This is a genomic window from Pseudomonas graminis, assembly GCF_900111735.1.
In the GTDB taxonomy this organism is placed as follows: domain Bacteria; phylum Pseudomonadota; class Gammaproteobacteria; order Pseudomonadales; family Pseudomonadaceae; genus Aquipseudomonas; species Aquipseudomonas graminis.
In genome coordinates this window covers 1-18,181 of sequence record NZ_FOHW01000061.1, presented here as the reverse complement: position 1 = coordinate 18,181, position 18,181 = coordinate 1, and the positions used below count along the sequence as shown (strand labels likewise).

Annotated in this window: 16 protein-coding genes and 1 pseudogene; 10 read left to right on the top strand and 7 right to left on the bottom strand. The window is 62.3% G+C overall.

Annotated features, from left to right (window positions below; genetic code table 11):
• The first annotated feature begins 283 nt into the window (after positions 1-283).
• The 5 genes from BMY98_RS25535 to BMY98_RS25515 all read left to right on the top strand — a co-directional run bounded on the left by BMY98_RS25535 (position 284) and on the right by BMY98_RS25515 (position 5,897).
• On the top strand, positions 284-1,081 hold the full coding sequence (locus BMY98_RS25535) for a substrate-binding periplasmic protein (RefSeq protein ID WP_074893463.1): 798 nt from the start codon (positions 284-286) through the stop codon (positions 1,079-1,081).
• Positions 1,082-1,083: 2 nt separating this feature from the next.
• Positions 1,084-2,442, top strand: coding sequence for a GGDEF domain-containing protein (locus BMY98_RS25530; protein WP_083398891.1), 1,359 nt, complete (start codon positions 1,084-1,086; stop codon positions 2,440-2,442).
• Positions 2,443-2,457: 15 nt separating this feature from the next.
• Positions 2,458-3,198: a substrate-binding periplasmic protein gene (locus BMY98_RS25525; RefSeq protein ID WP_074893461.1), complete on the top strand. Its 741-nt coding sequence runs from the start codon at positions 2,458-2,460 to the stop codon at positions 3,196-3,198.
• A gap of 221 nt (positions 3,199-3,419) precedes the next feature.
• Complete coding sequence (locus BMY98_RS25520) at positions 3,420-5,057, top strand: phosphoethanolamine transferase (RefSeq protein WP_074893465.1); 1,638 nt, start codon at positions 3,420-3,422, stop codon at positions 5,055-5,057.
• Positions 5,058-5,063: 6 nt separating this feature from the next.
• Complete coding sequence (locus BMY98_RS25515; protein WP_074893459.1) at positions 5,064-5,897, top strand: AraC family transcriptional regulator; 834 nt, start codon at positions 5,064-5,066, stop codon at positions 5,895-5,897.
• A gap of 29 nt (positions 5,898-5,926) precedes the next feature.
• On the opposite strand, the gene BMY98_RS25510 is transcribed toward BMY98_RS25515, so the two are convergent.
• From BMY98_RS25510 to BMY98_RS28230, 5 genes and pseudogenes are all read right to left on the bottom strand, one after another.
• Entirely contained in the window at positions 5,927-6,514 is a 588-nt protein-coding gene (locus BMY98_RS25510) for a LysE family translocator (RefSeq protein ID WP_074893457.1), read from the bottom strand.
• A 112-nt stretch (positions 6,515-6,626) separates the two neighbouring features.
• Positions 6,627-8,096: an MFS transporter gene (locus BMY98_RS25505; RefSeq protein ID WP_074893455.1), complete on the bottom strand. Its 1,470-nt coding sequence runs from the start codon at positions 8,094-8,096 to the stop codon at positions 6,627-6,629.
• A 179-nt stretch (positions 8,097-8,275) separates the two neighbouring features.
• Complete coding sequence (locus BMY98_RS25500) at positions 8,276-9,520, bottom strand: D-mannose isomerase (protein WP_074893453.1); 1,245 nt, start codon at positions 9,518-9,520, stop codon at positions 8,276-8,278.
• 240 nt (positions 9,521-9,760) lie between these two features.
• Positions 9,761-10,624, bottom strand: a complete 864-nt coding sequence (locus BMY98_RS28235; RefSeq protein WP_425438911.1) for a methyl-accepting chemotaxis protein — start codon at positions 10,622-10,624, stop codon at positions 9,761-9,763.
• Positions 10,619-11,386 (bottom strand): annotated as a pseudogene (locus tag BMY98_RS28230) (MCP four helix bundle domain-containing protein); the annotation flags it as partial. The gene BMY98_RS28235 and the pseudogene BMY98_RS28230, both read right to left, overlap by 6 nt.
• Positions 11,387-11,578: 192 nt before the next feature.
• Between BMY98_RS28230 and BMY98_RS25490 the strand changes: the two are divergent.
• The 3 genes from BMY98_RS25490 (at position 11,579) to BMY98_RS27380 (ending at position 13,982) form a co-directional block, all read left to right on the top strand.
• Positions 11,579-12,067 carry a GFA family protein gene (locus BMY98_RS25490; protein WP_074893449.1) on the top strand — a complete coding sequence of 163 codons (489 nt, stop codon included), beginning with the start codon at positions 11,579-11,581 and terminating at the stop codon, positions 12,065-12,067.
• Between the two features lie 165 nt (positions 12,068-12,232).
• Complete coding sequence (locus BMY98_RS25485) at positions 12,233-13,780, top strand: FAD-dependent oxidoreductase (protein ID WP_074893447.1); 1,548 nt, start codon at positions 12,233-12,235, stop codon at positions 13,778-13,780.
• Between the two features lie 46 nt (positions 13,781-13,826).
• Complete coding sequence (locus BMY98_RS27380) at positions 13,827-13,982, top strand: hypothetical protein (protein ID WP_175514223.1); 156 nt, start codon at positions 13,827-13,829, stop codon at positions 13,980-13,982.
• Positions 13,983-13,992: 10 nt separating this feature from the next.
• Here the strand turns inward: BMY98_RS27380 and BMY98_RS25480 are convergent, their stop codons facing one another.
• On the bottom strand, positions 13,993-15,090 hold the full coding sequence (locus BMY98_RS25480; protein ID WP_074893445.1) for an MBL fold metallo-hydrolase: 1,098 nt from the start codon (positions 15,088-15,090) through the stop codon (positions 13,993-13,995).
• 275 nt (positions 15,091-15,365) lie between these two features.
• On the opposite strand from BMY98_RS25480, the gene BMY98_RS25475 reads away from it, so the two are divergent.
• Positions 15,366-15,998 (top strand): TetR/AcrR family transcriptional regulator, encoded by a 633-nt coding sequence (locus BMY98_RS25475; protein ID WP_074893443.1) that lies wholly within the window; start codon positions 15,366-15,368, stop codon positions 15,996-15,998.
• Between the two features lie 6 nt (positions 15,999-16,004).
• Here BMY98_RS25475 and BMY98_RS25470 read toward each other — a convergent pair whose 3' ends face one another.
• On the bottom strand, positions 16,005-16,685 hold the full coding sequence (locus tag BMY98_RS25470; protein WP_074893441.1) for a DJ-1/PfpI family protein: 681 nt from the start codon (positions 16,683-16,685) through the stop codon (positions 16,005-16,007).
• A 174-nt stretch (positions 16,686-16,859) separates the two neighbouring features.
• Here BMY98_RS25470 and BMY98_RS25465 point away from each other — a divergent pair, with 174 nt between their 5' ends.
• Complete coding sequence (locus tag BMY98_RS25465) at positions 16,860-17,843, top strand: GlxA family transcriptional regulator (RefSeq protein ID WP_074893439.1); 984 nt, start codon at positions 16,860-16,862, stop codon at positions 17,841-17,843.
• Positions 17,844-18,181: the final 338 nt, after the last annotated feature.

Sequence of the window (18,181 nt, the reverse complement as noted above, 5' to 3'; positions counted from 1 at the left end):
CGGCTTTTTAGTGGGACCGGCTTTAGCCGGGAAGAGGCCGGTGCGGGCAATGGGGATCGGTGGTGTCTGAGTGGGGTGCGTCGTGGGGGCGTGGAGGAGGTGTTGCGCAGCATCCAATGGACCGGATTCGTCCGTTCTGACTGTCAGGATGAGCGGCAGGATGCCGTCTCAAGTGACGGATTATTCAGCCGATATCCCTGTGTGCAAGGCGGTCTGTTACGGTTGCGCCGGATCGGTTACGGCCCGGAATCTGTCGCTTTTGCACCCCATGAGGTAGGTATCGATGACACTCCACTCGCTCATTCACCCACTGGGCAGCGCACTCCGTGTGGCGCTGTTGTTGTGCATGGGTTCTGCCGCGTTGGGAGCTGAATCGATTAACTCAGATGCACCTCGTGCCGAGATCCATGTGGTTACCGAAGAACTCCCGCCCTACAACATGACCCGCAACGGGGTGCTCACCGGCATGAGCACCGAGGTGGTTCAGGCGGTGTTGAAGGAGGTCAATGTGCAGGCCTCCATTCACTCCATGCCCTGGGCGCGGGCCTATGACCTGGCGCTGCACACCCCCAACGTGCTGATCTACTCCATCACTCGCACCGCCGAGCGCGAGCGGCTGTTCAAGTGGGTCGGGACCATCGCCGCGTCGCGCTGGTTTCTGTATTCGTCCGCCAGCCATCCCGTCACCCTGCTGAGCCTGGACGATGCCTGGGACTGGCAGACCGCGACCGTCAATGAAGACGTCGGCGAGCAGTACCTGATGGCGCGCAAATTCGAGATCGGCCATCAGCTGCAATCGAGCAACCGCTACGAATTCAATTACCAGAAACTGCAGACCGGCCACGTCGACCTGTGGATTTCCGACGAACTCAACGCTTATTACCTCGCCCGGCAGGTCGGCGATGACCCCACCCGCACGCTGGTGCAGTCCCTGCGCATAAAAGAACTGGAAGAAGCAGGCGGCTTCAACATGGCGTTCAGCGCTGGCACACCCGACGCGACGGTGCAGCGGTTTCAGAAAGCCCTGAACACCCTTCGCGGCAACGGCACCTACGACGCCATTGCGCGCAAATGGCAATGACGATGCAGATCGAAACGCCTTCCACCCCACCCGGCGGAACTCGCTCGCCTCCGCGAAGAGGACGGCGCATCGGTTCGCTGGCGCGGCGTCTGGTGCTGGCGACGCTGGCGTTCTGCGTGCTGTTCACTGCCGCGACGGTGCTGGTGCGTACCTGGTTTGCCTGGAACACCAACCTGGCGAACATGAAAGCTGAACTGACCCTGATCGATCAGGTGTTCCAGGGCACGCTCTCCAAAGCCGTCTGGGAAATGGATGATCAGGCGTTGCAGACCCAGATCGACAGCGTGGCCACGGCAGCGCCGGTGGGCCGGGTCCAGCTGAAGATCCTGCGGCCCGGTCGCGCCCCGGAAATGCTGGAACGCCAGCACCCCGGCCACACCGGTTCGATCCGCGCCCCGACGCTGCATCGGGAATTGACCATCGCGCCCTACCCCGGCGCCCGCGAAGTGGTCGGCGAGCTGACCATCGAAGGCGACGAGAGCCTGCTGTGGAAACGCCTGTGGAAAGAAGTGGAGGTCATCATGCTGACCCAGATCATCCAGTCCCTGGCGCTCGCCGGGCTGATCATGGGGATGTTCAACCGCTCGGTGACCCTGCACGTGCGGCGCATTGCCCGGCACCTTGAACACCTCACGCCACTCAACCTGAAAACGCGACTGACCCTGGACCGGCGCGGCAACGCGGGTGATGAACTCGACCTGCTCGAAGCGGGCGTCAACGACCTGCAAGACAAACTCGCCGCGCACCTGGAGCGTCAGGCCCACGATGAAGTCGCCCTCGCCGCCAGCCGCGACCAGCTTGCCGAACTGGTCGAACAACGCACCGCACAGCTCAAGGCCGCCAACACACGACTGGAAGCCCTGACCCGCTTCGACCCCCTCACGGGCCTCGCCAACCGCCGGCATTTCGACGAGTTCAAGGAGCTGGAATTCAACCGCGCCTTGCGTCATCGCCAGCCGCTGTCAGTGCTGATGTGCGACATCGATTTCTTCAAGCGTTACAACGACACCTACGGCCATGCAAAAGGCGATCAATGCCTGCGTGACGTGGCACTGGCCATGAGCGCGCTGTTCTCGCGCTCCGGCGAACTGGTGGCGCGGCTTGGTGGCGAAGAGTTCGCCGTGCTGCTGCCAGGGCAGGATGAGGATCAGGCGCTGGCTTCGGCTGATCGCCTGCGCAGCCTGCTGGCGCGGCAACAACTGGAACACAGCGCTTCACCGGTCTCGCCTTTCGTGACCTTGAGCATCGGCGTGGCCGAGCTCGATCCGGCGAACATGGAGCACTTCGATCAACTGCTGCAGAGTGCCGACCGCGCGCTGTACCGGGCGAAAAGCCAGGGCCGGGACCGCTGTGTAATCTGAACCGAGAGGAATGCCATGGGAAAAACTTACCTTCACCGCAGCGTTCTGGCCTCCTTCCTGATGCTGTTGGTGTGCCTGAACGCCAGCGCCACGACGCTGCAAGTGGTGACCGAAGATTCCTCATACAGCGCCCTCGAAGACGGCAAAGTGGTCGGGGTGGCCAGCGAAGTGGTCGAGATGACCCTCGCCAACGCGGGCATCACCGACTACCACATGGCGCTGTATCCCTGGGCGCGGGCCTACGACATCGCGCGGCTCGAAGCGAACGTGCTGATCTACCCGATGATTCGCAGCAGCGCTCGGGAGGGGCTGTTCAAGTGGGTGGGCGAGCTGGAACACGTCACTCCTACGTTTTACAAACTCCGCGAGCGCCGCGATGTGGAGGTCAAGGCCTTGCAGGACGCCAGCCACTACACCGTCGGCGTGGTGCGTGACGATTCGCGTCAGCAATACCTGGAGGGCAAGGGTTTCAGCAGGATGGTGGTGTCGGCCAATAACCTCGACAACCTGCGCAAACTGATCAGCGGCCAGGTCGAGCTGATCCCCATGCCCGAGCGCGAAGCGCGTGAGCAATGCGCCGATCTGAACTTCGCGTTCGAGGACCTGGAAAGCGTCTTCACCCTCGACGAACTGTCCAAAGGTTTGTACGTGGCCATCAGCGCCAGCACCCCGGACGAAACGGTCCAGCGAATCACCAAGGCCTTTGCCCGCCTGAAACAGGAAGGCACGGTCGACAGGGTCATCGCGGGGCAGTAAAAACAAGTACTCGCCACCCCCGCGAAAGCAGGTGTGAAGCCGCAGAAACCGACGGCCTGGCGCTTTCACAAATCCTTCACAATCGTTTTGGAAAACTCCGCGCGGTCTGTGCCGCCTACCCTCCCGGCAGCCATTGAACGACTCACCTGACGTCTCGGCCCCAAGGATGGAACTGCCTGATGCATCCGCACAGCAGGCACTGCGTGGTCCCTTATACGGAAATGAATTCGATGGTCAAACCGGTCACATCTACCCGTCTGGTGATGGTGTTCTCCCTGTGTCTCGTAGTGTTCTACAACCTGGCGACCTGGCGCGCACTGGTCGATCTGGCGCAGTTACAGGGCGTCAAAGCCATCGCGTTCTATGTGTCGTTTGCCTTCCTGCTGTGGGCCGCGATCACCCTGCTGCTCACGCCCCTCTCGTTTCGTCCGACGCTCAAGCCGGTGCTGAGCCTCGTCGCGCTGTGCTCGGCCGGCGCCGCGTATTTCATGAACACCTATGGCATCAGCATCGACACGACGATGATGCAGAACGTGCTCGAGACCAACCCCGGCGAGGCAGAGGCCTTGTTGAGCGGCAAGCTGTTTCTCTACCTGGGCCTGCTGGGCGTGCTGCCGATCGCGCTGATCTGGCGGCTGCCGGTGACCTACCGCCGCGTGCTGCCGGGGCTGGTCAACAAGGTGCTGGTCTGCGTCGGTTGCGTGCTGGTCATCGCCGCTGCGGTCGGGCCGTTTTATTCCACCTACGCGCCGATCTTTCGCGATGAAGACAAACTCACCCACTTTATCAACCCGACCAATTACCTCTACGCCGTCGGCAAGCTGACCAAGCAGACCGTCGCCATCAAAGAGACGCTGAAAATCCAGACCGTCGGCGCCGACGCGGCACTCAGCCCCCAGGCGCAACAGCGGCCGAAAAAGAGTCTGATGATCTTCGTCGTCGGCGAAACGGCGCGGGCCGACCACTTTTCCCTCAACGGCTACGGGCGGGAAACCAACCCGGAATTGAAGAAGCAGGACATTCTCAACTTCACCCACGTGGCCTCGTGCGGCACGTCAACCGCCGTGTCAGTGCCGTGCATGTTTTCGAAGTTTCCGCGCACTGATTACAGCGACAAAAAGGGCAAAACCTACGAGGGCCTGCTGGACATGCTTCAGCGCGCCGGCCTGAAAGTGGTGTGGCTGGACAACAACAGCGATTGCAAAGGCACCTGCCTGCGTGTGCCCCACAGTGATATCCCGAAAAACCAGCCGAGCCCGTTCTGCGATGGCCAGAATTGCCTCGACGAAGCGCTGCTGGTGGGCTTGCAGGAGTACATCGACTCGCTGCAGGACAACGCCATCATCGTCCTCCATTCCGATGGCAGCCACGGCCCGGAATACTACGACCGTTACCCAAAAAGCCTCGAGCGCTTCACGCCCGTCTGCCACACCAATCAGCTGGGCAGTTGCACCTCCGATGAGCTGAAAAACGTCTACGACAACACCATTCTGTACACCGATCATTTCCTCTCGCAGACCATCGAATTGCTCAAGCGCAATCAAGACAAGGTCGACGCGTCGATGATCTACGTCTCGGACCACGGCGAGTCTCTCGGCGAGAACGGCATCTACCTGCACGCCGCGCCTTACGCCATCGCGCCGTCAGCCCAGACCCACGTGCCGATGGTGATGTGGTTCGGCCACTCGACCCTGGAAGACGCCAGCGTCGATCGCAGCTGTGTGGCTGCCAAGCGAGACCAGCCGGACCTGAGCCATGACTACCTGTTTCATTCAGTGCTAGGCTTGCTCGGCGTCACCACCACGGAATACCAGCCGGCGCTGGACCTCTTTCACAGCTGCAAACGCGACAAGGGATGAGCTGAGATGAACTGCCAGAACCCGGTGAAACAGCCTGACAAACCGGTGTTCTGGCGCGACCCGCAGCTGCCGTTCATTGAAGCGCGCTCCATCGAGGACGGGCGCAAGGTCTGCTATTCCCGTCACTCCCACGACGTGTTTTCCATCGGTGCAATCACCGCCGGGCAAAGCACGTACCTGCACGAGAAAACCACCCAGACCATCGCCACCGGCACCGTTGTGGTGATGAACCCCGGCGAAGTACACGCCTGTAATCCCATCGACGATCAGCCTTGGTCCTACCTGATGCTGTACATCGACGCACAATGGCTGGGCGCGCATCAGCGCGACTGCGGGGTCAGCAACGGTGGCGTGTTCCGGGGGTATCCGGCCACCCACAGTCGTGACCCGCTGTTGTTCGCCGGGCTGCTGGAGCTCCATCGAATGCTGGTGGATTCCCGGCTGGACACACTGGCGAAGCAGGCGGCTGCAGTCGGGTTTTTCACTCGTGTCGAACAGCGTCTGGGCGGCTCGACGCTGACGCCGAGACACACCAACCCCAAGGTCGAACGCGCGGCGCGTTACATCGATGCGCATTATCTGCAACCGATTCGGTTGGAGGACGTGTGCGCGGTGGCGAATCTGTCCGAGGCCTACCTGATCCGTGCGTTCGAACAGCATTACCACATGACCCCGCACGCCTGGCTGGTTAACCGGCGCATCCAGCACGGCCAGGCGCAATTGCGCAGCGGCGAGCCCATCGCCGACATCGCCCAGCAGAGTGGTTTTGCCGATCAGGCGCACTTTCAGCGGGCGTTCAAAAAGCATCTGGCGGCCACGCCGGGCCAGTACAAGCCTTGATTGGGCAACGTTCGCCCAAATAACCGCGCTCAGACGTAAAACAGCGACACCGCGCAGCCTGCCAGCAGCGCCGCCATGCTGCGGTTGAACACGCGGATGCGCCGAGGGCTGCGCAGCCAGGGGCCGAGAAAGGCACCGGCACAGGCCCAGCAGCCCACCGACAGGTAGCACACGACGAAGTAGATCAGCGCAAACAGACCCATCAGTCGCGGCTCACCATCGGCCACGAACGCGCCCATCCCCGCCACCGCCGCCAGCCACGCTTTCGGGTTCAGCCACTGCATCGCCGCGCCATGGAGAAACGACGGTTCGCGGGTCGGTCTGGCGACGTCGATGCGGCCGTCGTCCATGGCGAGCTTCCACGCCAGGTAGAGCAGAAACGCCACCCCGGTCCAGCGAATGATCTCGGTCAGCATCGGGTAACGCTGCAACACTTCATGCAGGCCGAACCCGGTGAACAGCAGCAGCACGACAAAGCCCACCGTCGCGCCGACCACATGGCGCAAGCTGGCGGCCAGGCCGAACTGCGCGCCCGAGCTGAGCGCCACGACGTTCACCGGCCCCGGCGATATGGACGCGGCCAGTGCGAACGCCGCCATGGAAATCATCAAGTTCATTGCACGTCTCACCCTTCAATAACTGTGGGGTGAGTGTACGAAGGGCGCACGAGCCGGCGATTGAACAAAACTGACCAATCGCGACGACGTGCTGATTCAGTCGTGGGGCTGGTCAGTCGTGGGCTTGGGACAGGGGCCGCGCCACTTCTTCGAGGGATTTGCCTTCAGAGGCCACGCCCCAGATCGCCTGCACCACGGCGGCCAACAACATCAACGCGGCGCCGATCAGGTAGCCGAAAAACACCGGACCCCGCTCATGGGTGTCGATCAGTTCGCCAAACAGTGTCGGGCCGACGATGCCACCCAGCGCCGTACCGAACGCATAGAACACCGCAATCGCCAGCGCACGGATCTCCAGGGGGAAGGTTTCGGCGACGGTGAGATAGGCCGAACTGGCCGCTGCCGAGGCGAAGAAGAAAATGATCATCCAGGCGATGGCCTGCTGCGTGACATCCAGAACGCCCTGCTGGAACAGATAGCCGCTGAGGGTCAGCAAGACGCCGGAGACGGCGTAAGTCAGGCTGATCATCACCCGCCGCCCGACCACATCGAACAGCCGGCCCAGCAGCAAGGGCCCGCAGAAATTACCCAGCGCCAGGGGCAGCACGTACCAGCCGATGGAGGCCGACGGCACTTGATAGAACTCGGTGAGCACCAGCGCATAGGTGAAGAAAATCGCGTTGTAGAAGAACGCCTGGGCAGTCAGCAACGTCAGGCCCACCAGCGCGCGACGGCGGTAGGTATTGAACAGCGTATGGAAAATCTCTTTCAGCGGAGTGTGGTCCCGCGCGTGCAAACGCAACGGTGGGCCGACCGGAGCGGGTAGCTCGTGGCCCTGTTGGCGCAGGCGCTCTTCGATGCCTTCCACTATCGCCCTCGCCTCCTCGCCCTGGCCGTGAATCAACAACCAGCGCGGACTTTCCGGCAGCCACAGGCGCATCAGCAGAATGATCAGACCGAGCACCGCACCGATGCCGAAACACAGGCGCCAACCCATGTCCGCGCCCACCCATGGGGCATCCAGCAACACGATAGAGCCGACCGCGCCCAAGGCCGCGCCGATCCAGAAGGTGCCGTTGATGGTCAGGTCCACCCAGCCCCGGAACCTCGCCGGGGTGAACTCCTGAATGGTCGAGTTGATCGCCGTGTACTCGCCGCCGATGCCCATCCCGGTGAGGAAGCGGAACAGCAGGAAACTCCAGAGGCTGAAGGAAAACGCCGTGGCGGCGGTCGCGGTGATGTACAGCGCGAGGGTGATGAAGAACAGTTTGCGCCGGCCCAGACGGTCCGTCAGCCAGCCAAAGAACAACGCCCCCAGCACCGCGCCGCAGATATAAGCGCCACCGGCCAGACCAATGTCGGCGTTGGTCAGGTGCAGGACCGGGCTGTCTTTCAACGCCCCGGACACCGAGCCGGCCAGGGTCACTTCCAGCCCGTCGAGCAACCAGGTGATGCCCAGCGCAAACACCAGCAACGTATGAAACCGCCCCCACGGCAGTCGATCGAGACGGGCGGGAAGATCCGTTTCGAACACCGCCCCTTTGGTGTCTGCCGCTACTGCCTGCACGCCGCTGATCGCCATGACTCGTCCCCGTGGATCGGAAGTGATCTGTGGGTTCAGAGTTCGCGGTGAGCGCGGGAGTTCAGCGGGCTGTTGGATCGGCCTTTCAACCACGCCTCTGGAGGGAAGAAGCGCAGCCCTCCGAGCACGTTCGTCCACAAGGGATGTGTTTGCCTTGCGACAGTGGAAGCGCTGGCCGGCTAGGCCCGGTGCGCCAACGCCGTCGCCAGGCTCTGCTCCAGCGGCAACACCGGCAGCAGCGTCGCCTGATAGGCGTGGTAAAGGTCCGGCTTGCCAGCCCAGATGTCGGCGCTGGGTTTGTTTTGCGGGTTGAGTTCGTGGCGCCAGCTGCCGTTTTCGTAGTCGATGAACAGCGTCTCGCTGAATTCCCAGAACGTCCGGTACCAGTCTTCGTATTGCTGCTCGTGGGTGCGTTGCAGCAGTGCGGCGGAGGCTGCGGCCGCTTCGGCGTGGGTCCAGTGCAGGCGATGGCGGACCACCGGGCGGTTTTCCCAGTCGAGGGTGTAGACGATCCCCGGCTCACCATCGACGTCCCAGCCATAGCGGCAGGCGTTTTCGAATAAACCGCGAGCGTCTTCCAGCAGCCAGCCCGGCGTTTCCAGCCCTGCTTTACGCCGCGCCGCTTCGAGGTGCAGCACCAGCCGCGCCCACTCGAAGGCGTGACCGGGCGTCGTGCCATAAGGGCGGAAACCGTCGTCGGGTTTGTCGGCGTTGTAGTCGAACATCGGCTGCCACTGCAGGTTGAAATGTTCGATCACTTGATGGTTATTGCCGGCGGCGTGCTGATGGATGACCCGATCGACGATGCTCAGTGCCCGATCCAGCCAGCGGGCATCGCCGGTGACGTCGGCCAGGGCAAGGAACGCCTCGGTGCTGTGCATATTGCTGTTGGCGCCGCGATAGGGTTCTTCGTTGCTCCAGTCGCGGTCGAAGGATTCGCGCATGTCGCCTTCCTCCTCACTCCAGAAGCGCCCGGTAATCACCTGAATCGCTTGCTCCAGCAATGCCTGTGCGCCGGGGCGTCGGGCGACCACTGCGGAGCTGGCGGCCAGGGCAACGAAGGCGTGCAGGTAGGCGTTCTTGCCGGTGTCGGCGCTGTGTTCCAGGGGTCTGGCGAACCAGCCGCCATGCTCGGCATCACGCAATGGCCCGGCCAGCGCCGCGATGCCGTGGTCGACCAGCGCGGCGCAGCCGGGAATACCGTTGATGTGGGCCATGGCGAAACTGTGGGTCATGCGGGCGGTGTTCATGGTTTCGGCGACGGCATCGGCGGGGAGCCGACCGAGGTCATCCAGATTGCCGAAGCCTTGGGGCAGCTTCGAGGCCTTTGCAAACGCCAGCAGCCGATTGCCCTCTTGCATCAGCCAGGCCTTGTGACCCGGGGAGCGCAGCCAACTGCTGAAATCGCGATTCACGTCATCCATTGCCCTTCACCTATCTCGTCGGCAGGTTCGGCCCGCCAGGAATTATTAGTCGGGGCGAATCATGCAAGCCGAGGGCAGCGACAGGCAAGTGAATGAGGTGAAAGGGTGCCGTTCTTAGCCTGTTCCCGGCTGAAGCCGGTCCTACCGGGAAGGCGTCACACCGCAAAACTGAGGCCGCTCACACCGGCCTCTTCCCGGCTAAAGCCGGTCCTACTACCGGGAAGCCTTTGAACCCAGCCATCAAACCCTAAAGCGCGTCACCACCTGATTCAACTCCGCCGCCAGCCGGGACAGTTCGTTGCTGGACGCGCTGATCTGGTTGGCACCGGACGACGATTGCATCGACAGGTCACGGATGTTGACGATGTTGCGGTCCACTTCCCTGGCGACTTGCGCCTGCTCTTCGGCAGCGCTGGCGATGACCAGGTTGCGCTCGGAAATTTCGTTGATCGACGTGGTGATCCGGTTCAGCGACTCGCCGGCGCCCTGGGCAAGGCCGAGTGTTTCGGTCGCGCGGGAGCGGCTGACCGACATCGATTCCAGCGCCTCGGTGGAGCCGCTGCGCATGGTGGTGACCATCTTGTCGATTTCCAGGGTCGACTGCTGGGTGCGGTGGGCCAGTGCGCGCACTTCATCGGCGACCACGGCGAACCCGCGTCCGGACTCGCCCGCCCGTGCGGCTTCGATGGCGGCGTTCAGCGCCAGCAGGTTGGTCTGCTCGGCGATGGAACGAATCACGTCCAGCACCTTGCCGATGTCCTTGGACTGATCGGCCAGGTTCTGCACCAGATCCGAGGTGTGCTGCACGTTGCCGGACAGGGTCTGGATCGAAGTGACCGTCTCAATGACGCGGCTCTGGCCGTCGCGGGCCGCGGTGCTCGATTCGCTCGACGCCTGGGACGTCGACACCGCGTTGCGTGCGACTTCCTCGACCGCCGAGGTCATTTCGTTCACCGCCGTGGCGGCCTGTTCGATTTCGGCGTTCTGCTGGTGCAGGCCGCGATGGCTGTCTTCGGTCACCGAATTCAGCTCGGTGGCGGCCGATGCCAACTGGCTCGCCGAATTGCCGATCAGGCTCAGGGTCGAGCGCAGATTGGTCTGCATCTGCTGCAACGCGCTCTGCAACCGGGTGACTTCGTCGCTGCCTTCAACGCGAATGTCGTGGGTCAGATCGCCCTTGGCCACGTATTCGGCGGCATCGACCGCTTCCTGCAGCGGCCGCACGATACTGCGGGTCAGCCAGACCGCCAGCACCACGGTGGCCAGCGCCGCGATCAGCACGAACACCAGCACCACGTTGCGAGACTTGCCGTACTGCGCTTCGGCGGCGGCGCCTTCGAGTTCGACCTGATGGGAGTAGAAATCGCCGAGTTCGCCCAGCTGAGAACCGGAGTTGTCGACGGCAGTCTTCATGTCCACCAGCAGTAATTTGTTCAGCGCCTTGAGATCGCCGCTTTCAGCCAGCGCGAATGACTGCGTCAAACCACGCTGATAATCGGCCAGGGTCGAGCGGAACTTGTCGTACAACGCCTTCTCTTCCGGGGTGTCCATGAAGGTGTCGAGGCTGGCAAGTTTCTCGTTGAGGATCTTCGAACGCGCGTCCATCTGTCCTTTGTAGACGCTGACGTTCTTGGGATCGGTGTCGAGGGCCATGCGCAGGGAAATCGTGCGGATGCGCAGCATGGCTTCGCGGATGTCGTTGACCAGACGCATGCTCGGCATCCAGTTGCTCTCGACCGCCACCTCGCTCTGGCGAATCGTCGACATCTGGCTCAGGGCGAACCAGCCGAGCAACGCGACCAACAGGGAAATCAGGGTAAACCCAAGGCCGGCGCGGCGGGCGATGGTCAGGTTGCGTAGGCTCATGACGGTTGGCTCATTGTTGTAGGGGCGGGACGCAAAGTCGTCGTATGACTACCGCTTATCGACATGGCCGCCGGGTTCTTGAGCCGCCGACCCATGAAGAATCCGAACGCCTGTTCGAGAAAACATCGAACCCCGCCCGCTTGAGCGGTCTAGACCCTTACGCCCGATAACACATTTAAGCGGAGGTGAATCATGCATCTGGAAGGTTCCTGCCATTGCGGCGCCGTCGAATTCAGCCTGACAAGCGCCCGTCCCTACCCCTATCAACGCTGCTATTGCTCGATCTGCCGCAAAACCCAAGGCGGCGGCGGTTACGCGATCAACCTGGGTGGCGAGGCGAAAAGCCTCGCCGTCAAAGGCAAGGACAGCATCGCCATCTACCACGCCAAGATGCGTGATGCAGATGGTCACCAGACCCACATCAGCAGCGCCGAGCGGCACTTCTGCAAACAGTGCGGCAGCGGGTTGTGGTTGTTCAGCCCCGAATGGCCCGAGTTGATTCACCCCTTCGCATCGGCCATCGACACGACATTGCCCACCCCGCCGGAGCACACGCATTTGCTGCTGAATTCCAAAGCGCCGTGGGTTGAAGTGGCTGCTGGGCCGAATGACCAGCAATTCGAGGAATATCCCGAGGAATCGATCGCCGACTGGCACGAACGGTTGAAGCTGACTCAATAGCCTGGCGCGGCGAAATGACCTCAGGTTTCGGGCGCTCCTCTCGCAGTTAACGCATACGGAGCGCCCGCCCGACCGACCACTGGTTAATTCCCTGAACCTCTCACCTGAGGACCGACTCCCAACTGAAAGCCCATAAGCCCAATAAAAACCCACAAGGAAGCGCACATGCCCCTGCATCGAGTCGCCACCCTGACCGAGCTTCATCGAGACCGCGGTCTTCAGGTCGAGTTTGGCGAAACCAAGGCGCTGCTGGTTCTGCACGGCGACGAAGTCCGCGCGTTTCAAGCCTTCTGCCCCCACGCCGGTGCGCCTTTGGCGGACGGCGCCATTTGCAATGGTCACCTGATCTGCCCCTGGCACAAAGCCGAGTTTTCCATCGACGACGGCCACCTGTGCGAACCGCCCGCGCTGGACGCTTTTATTCGTTACCCCGTTCAACTCATCGATGGTCATGTACACGTTGATGACCAGCCCGTCACAGTTCATAGGCCGACGCTGGCCGAAGACAGCCGCTGTTTCGTCATCATCGGCGCCGGCGCGGCGGGCACCGCGGCCGCCTGCGCGTTGAGGGAGAAAGGCTTCAACGGTCAGTTGCTGCTCATCGACAGAGAGGCGGCGCCGGGCTACGACCGCACCGCCCTTAGCAAGTTTGTGCTGTCCGCCGAAATGGGAACCGACGAGATCCCTGCCCTGCGTGACGACGCGTTCTACCAGAACAACCGCATCGAGCGGGTTCACGGCGAAGTCATGAAGATGGACGTTATGAACAAGCGCGTGACCCTGGCGGACGGGCGCCGCTTTGACTACGACGCGGCGCTGGTCACCACCGGCGGCGAGCCGCGGGCGTTGTCGCTGGCGGGCGCTGATCTGCCCCAAGTGCTGACGTTGCGCAGTCGCGATGACGCCAGCCGGATTCTTGCGGCGGTCCATCCCGGCAGCCACGCGCTGATCGTCGGTGACAGTTTTATCGGGCTGGAAGCGGCGTCGGCGCTGCGCACACAGGGCGTGAACGTGACGATTCTGGCCCACCACGAGGTTCCATTTGCCGGCCAGCTGGGCGAACGCATCGGCAAGGCGCTGCGTGCGCTGCATGAGCAAAACGGCGTGTTGTTCCGCACCCACGTCGACGTCAGTCGTTTCGAGGGCGTGGAACGGGATGGTAATCAGGTGCTGCAGGCAGCGGTGCTCAGCAACGGTGAGCGGCTGCAGGTGGATCTGGCGCTGGTCGGCGTCGGCGTGAACCCTGTGACGCATTTCATCGACGGCGTTCAGCTTGAGGAGGACGGCTCACTGGCCGTCGACGACGGCATGCGTGCGGGCAAGGATCTGTGGGCGGCGGGCGATATCGCCACCTTCCCCCTTGACCAGCAGCCGCGCCGCATCGAGCACTGGCGCCTTGCCCAACAGCAGGCGCGAATCGCGGCGGGCAATATGCTCGGCGAAGACCAGCATTACACCGACGTTCCGTATTTCTGGACCTACCATTTTGAAAAACGCCTGGATTGCCTCGGCCACGCGGAAGACTGGGACGACATCCTCTACCTCGGTGAACCGGAGCGCTTCGACTTCCTGGCGCTGTTCTTCAAACAAGGCCTGGTGGCGGCCGTGGTCAGCTGTGAGCGCGAACGGCCCATGGCGATGCTCGCTGAACGCATGAAACAACCGCTGTTCAAAGATGAAGCGCTGATGCTGATCAACCAGATCGACGATTAAGCACGCACTTCAGAATCCTTCATTTATCCGCACACCGGAGGGCGCCATGCCTGATAAAGAGTCCAACCGCGAAGACCTCGACCACAAGCCTGAAAACGCGGGCAAGGTCGGCGAGGAACACAAACGAGCCAATCAAAGTGGTGAACAGCAGCGACCACCGGAAACGGAGCATCCGGCAGACTCTACAGACGCCAAGCCCTGATACAGCGGCATCAGCCGCGGCTGGTGGCCTGCTGGCGTTGGCCCCGCTGCTTTGAGCAGCGGTCGCTCGCAGGCTCGGCAGCCTTGTCCACCTTCAGCCACCACGCCTCGCCCCGGCTCGGGTACTGCACATAAAACGGCTGACCCATCTCAGGCGTGGTGATGGAAATGCTGCGGTCCCACGCCAGGGCGAGAATCCGGTCGAACGGCTCGTGCCAGGCGTGCATGGCCAGGTCGAAGGTGCCGTTGTGGATCGGCAACAGCCATTTGCCGCGCAGGTCGATGTGCGCTTGCAGTGTCTCTTCAGGCTGCATGTGAACGTCCGGCCAGTCCTCGTTGTAAGCGCCGGTTTCCATCAGGGTCAGGTCGAACGGGCCGTAGTGCTCGCCAATCAGCTTGAAGCCCTCGTGATAACCGGTATCGCCGCTGAAGAAGATCCGCTGATCGCCATCTAGCATCACCCACGAAGCCCAGAGCGTCTGATTACCGTCCCGCAACGTCCGGCCTGAAAAGTGCTGTGCCGGCGTTGCCACAAAGCGAATGCCGTGGATGTCTGTCGACTGCCACCAGTTCAGCTGTTGAACCTTGGCCGCCGGCACGCCCCACTCGATGAGCGTGTCCCCTACCCCCAGGGGCGTGATGAAATGCTCGGCCTTGTCCTTGAGCACCTGAATGGTCATGTGATCAAGATGGTCGTAATGGTTGTGGGACAGGATTACGGCTTTCAGCGGCGGCAGGTCTTCAAGCCGGATCGGCGGCTGGTGGAAGCGCTGGGGACCGGCCCACTGCACCGGCGAAGCACGGTCAGCGAAAACGGGGTCGGTGAGAAAGTATTCACCGCGCAGTTTCAGCAGCACGGTGGAATGGCCGAGCCGGTAGACCGTGTTGTCGGGCGCCGCGAACAGCTGCTGGCGCGACAGCGGCTGAACCGGGATCTCCCCGGCCGGGCGAGTGTGGTGGGGTTTGTTGAACAGGGCGTTCCAGAAAATGCGCAGGGTTTTGAAAGCGCCTGAGCGCGCCATCGGCTTGTGATTGAAATAGCGACCTTCGCGCCGAGTCAGGACGGGCAGCGCAGGATGTGAATCAAGGTTTTTTTCGATCGAGGCCATGAGGGTACTGACTCCATGAAACGGGTGAAGGTGGCGTTGCGCGAGCTGCGAGCTGCGAGCTGCAAGCTGCAAGCTGCAAGCTGCAAGAGCATGGTGTACGCCTTGAGCTTTCGCTTCGGCTTTAGCTTGAAGCTCAAAACTTGTAGCTTCCAGCTGCTCTTACACTACACAGTGTAGTTTCAAGCTTGCACGATGGGCAAAGAGAAGTAAACTGCGCGGTGTAATTTTCTCACCGGTTGACTTCGTTGCCCGGCTCACCTCACAGAAGAGACCCCATGACTGCCCCACTGCGACTGACCGACCGTAAACGCGAAGCCATTGTTCAGGCGGCCATAGCCGAGTTCCGCGACAATGGTTTCGAGGTCACGAGCATGGATCGCATCGCCGCCCGGGCCGAGGTCTCCAAGCGCACGGTTTACAATCACTTCCCCAGCAAGGAAGAGCTGTTCTCCGAAATGCTCCATCGCCTGTGGTCCAGCGCCGCGACGCAGACCGATGCGGTGTACAAGCCCGGCGTGCCGCTGCGCGATCAATTGCGTGAATTGCTTGACGCAAAAATGAAGACCCTCGGCGACAGCAATTTCATCGACCTGGCGCGAGTGGCCATCGGCGCGACCATTCACTCACCCGATCGCGCGCAGGTCTGGGTCAGCCGACTCAACCAGCGCGAAGAAACCTTCACCGTCTGGGTGCGCGGCGCCCAGCAGGACGGTCGCCTCAAGGCCGTCGAGCCAGTGTTCGCCGCGTCGCAGATCCATGCGTTGCTCAAGGCCTTCGCCTTCTGGCCGCAAGTCACGCTCAATGAGCCCCTGCTCGCGCCAGACAAGCAGCGCGAAGTCGTCGAGTCGGCCCTCGACCTGTTCCTCTGCTGGTACGAAATCCCGCTCGATAAATCCCGGATCCAGTAACGCCCGTTAACCCATGGCCGCCGTGACGCGCTCAACGATCTGCCGGCGAGCGAGCAAGCCTTGCATGGCGCGATCGGTGGCGACGGCGAGGATATTCGCCGGTGCCGTGTCCGGTCGGCCCGAATCGTAGGGCGGTGCCGGCGCGTACTCCAATTGCAGCTGAATGGTCCGGGACGTATCCGGATCAAACACCTCGCTGATCAGCGTCAGTGCAAAATCGATCCCCGCCGTCACGCCGCCACCGGTCATGAGGTTGCCGTCCCGCACCACGCGCTCGTGCACCGGAATCGCGCCGAACTGTTCCAGCAGTGAATGAGACGCCCAATGAGTGGTGGCGCGGCGGCCTTTCAACAGCCCTGCCGCGCCGAGTACCAGCGCGCCGGTGCAAACCGAGGTCACGTATTGCGCCGTGGCTGCCTGATGCTGAATGAACGCCAGGGTTTCGGCGTCTTCCATCAATGCATCGACGCCTACCCCGCCCGGCACGCAGATCACGTCGAGGTCAATGCAGTCGTCGAAGGTCGCGGTCGGAACCAGGGTCAGGCCGGTGCTGGACTGCAACGGCTCAAGGTTTTTCCAGACCAGATGCACGACCACGCCAGGCATGGTGGCGAAGACATCGTAGGGACCGGTCAGGTCCAGTTGCTGGACTTTGGGGAATACCAGCAGGCCGATATGCAAGGTCATGGTGTGCTTCCTTAATCTAAAAGTGATTCATCTGACGTTATGAAATGCCGCTGCCGAGGCGGCTTCAGGTCAGCGACTGGACGAAACCACTGTAGCGAGCTAGCCTCTGGCGGATACGCCATAAAGCCAACAATTCACGCCAATTTTCATTGCACTTTTCACAACGAGCCTGCCATGCCCCATCAGCCCAAACCGGTTCATGTTCTGGCCTTTCCCAATGTTCAATTACTCGACGTCACCGGACCGCTGCAGGTGTTTGCCGCGGCCAACGTCATGGCGTACGAAGCCGGCCTGAAAAAAACCCCTTACCGGCCAGAGGTCATCGCCCGCGACCTCGGCAGCGTGGTCTCTTCCGCCGGTCTCGGACTGCTCACTCAACCGCTGCCGTCCACGCCGTCGGACACGCTGATCATCGCCGGCGGCGGCGCGGTGCACACCGCAATGCTGGACCCGGTTCTGGTGGACTGGGTGCGAACGCAATCGGCCAGTGCCCGGCGCGTGGCATCGGTGTGTACCGGCGCATTTTTGCTTGCCGCCGCCGGCGTGCTGGACGGCCATCGGGTGGTCACCCACTGGGACAGTTGCGACGAACTGGCGCGGCGCTTCCCGCAATTGCGCGTCGACCCCGACCCCATCTTCATCAACGAGGACAAACTGTGGACGTCGGCCGGGGTGACGGCAGGGATCGATATGGCGCTGGCGATGGTCGAGGCGGATCTGGGCCGCGATATCGCACTGGCCGTCGCGCGGGACCTGGTGGTGTTTCTCAAGCGCCCGGGCGGGCAATCGCAGTTCAGCACGGCGCTGTCGATGCAGCACCAGACCCGCGATCAAGGCAGCCGCTTTGGCGACCTGCATGCGTGGATTCTGGAAAACCTGGCCAGCGACCTGTCAGTCGGCACGCTGGCGGCGCAGGTCGGCATGAGCGAACGCAGTTTCGTCCGCCACTACCGCGCCCACACCGGGAACACCCCGGCGCGAGCCATCGAGCAACTGCGCGTCGAAGCAGCGCGGCGTCTGTTGGGGGACAGTGCGCTGCCGATCAAGCGCATCGCCGACCGCTGTGGTTTCGGCACTGAAGAGACATTGCGGCGCAGCTTCATGCGTGCGGTGTCGGTGACACCCCAGGCGTATCGGGAGCGGTTCACTGCGGCATAAAGCGGTTGAAACCTGAGTGTTGATCATTGCAGATGCTACTGACCAAGAATATCCCCTGCAGGAGCGCGCTTGCCCGCGAATGCAACTGGCCTGTGCCATCGACTTCGCCTGAACCACCGAGTTCGCGGGCAAGCGCGCTCCTACAAGGGATCTCGGCAAAGCAGGCAATCTTCGGCGCACGCCGAATCCGTAGCAGCCGGCTTGCTGCGGGCCGCGATCGGACGAACGCGGTGGGTCTGAAATGGAGATGTCGAATGACCCACCGCATCGCGAGCAAGCTCACTCCTACAATGGATCACGGCAAAGCAGGCAATCGTCGGCGTACTCCGAATCCGTAG

Coding starts and splice junctions, on each gene's coding strand:
- BMY98_RS25535 (WP_074893463.1), top strand. CDS start 284: ATGACACTCCACTCGCTCATTCACCCACTGGGCAGCGCACTCCGTGTG.
- BMY98_RS25530 (WP_083398891.1), top strand. CDS start 1,084: ATGCAGATCGAAACGCCTTCCACCCCACCCGGCGGAACTCGCTCGCCT.
- BMY98_RS25525 (WP_074893461.1), top strand. CDS start 2,458: ATGGGAAAAACTTACCTTCACCGCAGCGTTCTGGCCTCCTTCCTGATG.
- BMY98_RS25520 (WP_074893465.1), top strand. CDS start 3,420: ATGAATTCGATGGTCAAACCGGTCACATCTACCCGTCTGGTGATGGTG.
- BMY98_RS25515 (WP_074893459.1), top strand. CDS start 5,064: ATGAACTGCCAGAACCCGGTGAAACAGCCTGACAAACCGGTGTTCTGG.
- BMY98_RS25510 (WP_074893457.1), bottom strand. CDS start 6,514: ATGAACTTGATGATTTCCATGGCGGCGTTCGCACTGGCCGCGTCCATA.
- BMY98_RS25505 (WP_074893455.1), bottom strand. CDS start 8,096: ATGGCGATCAGCGGCGTGCAGGCAGTAGCGGCAGACACCAAAGGGGCG.
- BMY98_RS25500 (WP_074893453.1), bottom strand. CDS start 9,520: ATGGATGACGTGAATCGCGATTTCAGCAGTTGGCTGCGCTCCCCGGGT.
- BMY98_RS28235 (WP_425438911.1), bottom strand. CDS start 10,624: ATGCAGACCAATCTGCGCTCGACCCTGAGCCTGATCGGCAATTCGGCG.
- BMY98_RS25490 (WP_074893449.1), top strand. CDS start 11,579: ATGCATCTGGAAGGTTCCTGCCATTGCGGCGCCGTCGAATTCAGCCTG.
- BMY98_RS25485 (WP_074893447.1), top strand. CDS start 12,233: ATGCCCCTGCATCGAGTCGCCACCCTGACCGAGCTTCATCGAGACCGC.
- BMY98_RS27380 (WP_175514223.1), top strand. CDS start 13,827: ATGCCTGATAAAGAGTCCAACCGCGAAGACCTCGACCACAAGCCTGAA.
- BMY98_RS25480 (WP_074893445.1), bottom strand. CDS start 15,090: ATGGCCTCGATCGAAAAAAACCTTGATTCACATCCTGCGCTGCCCGTC.
- BMY98_RS25475 (WP_074893443.1), top strand. CDS start 15,366: ATGACTGCCCCACTGCGACTGACCGACCGTAAACGCGAAGCCATTGTT.
- BMY98_RS25470 (WP_074893441.1), bottom strand. CDS start 16,685: ATGACCTTGCATATCGGCCTGCTGGTATTCCCCAAAGTCCAGCAACTG.
- BMY98_RS25465 (WP_074893439.1), top strand. CDS start 16,860: ATGCCCCATCAGCCCAAACCGGTTCATGTTCTGGCCTTTCCCAATGTT.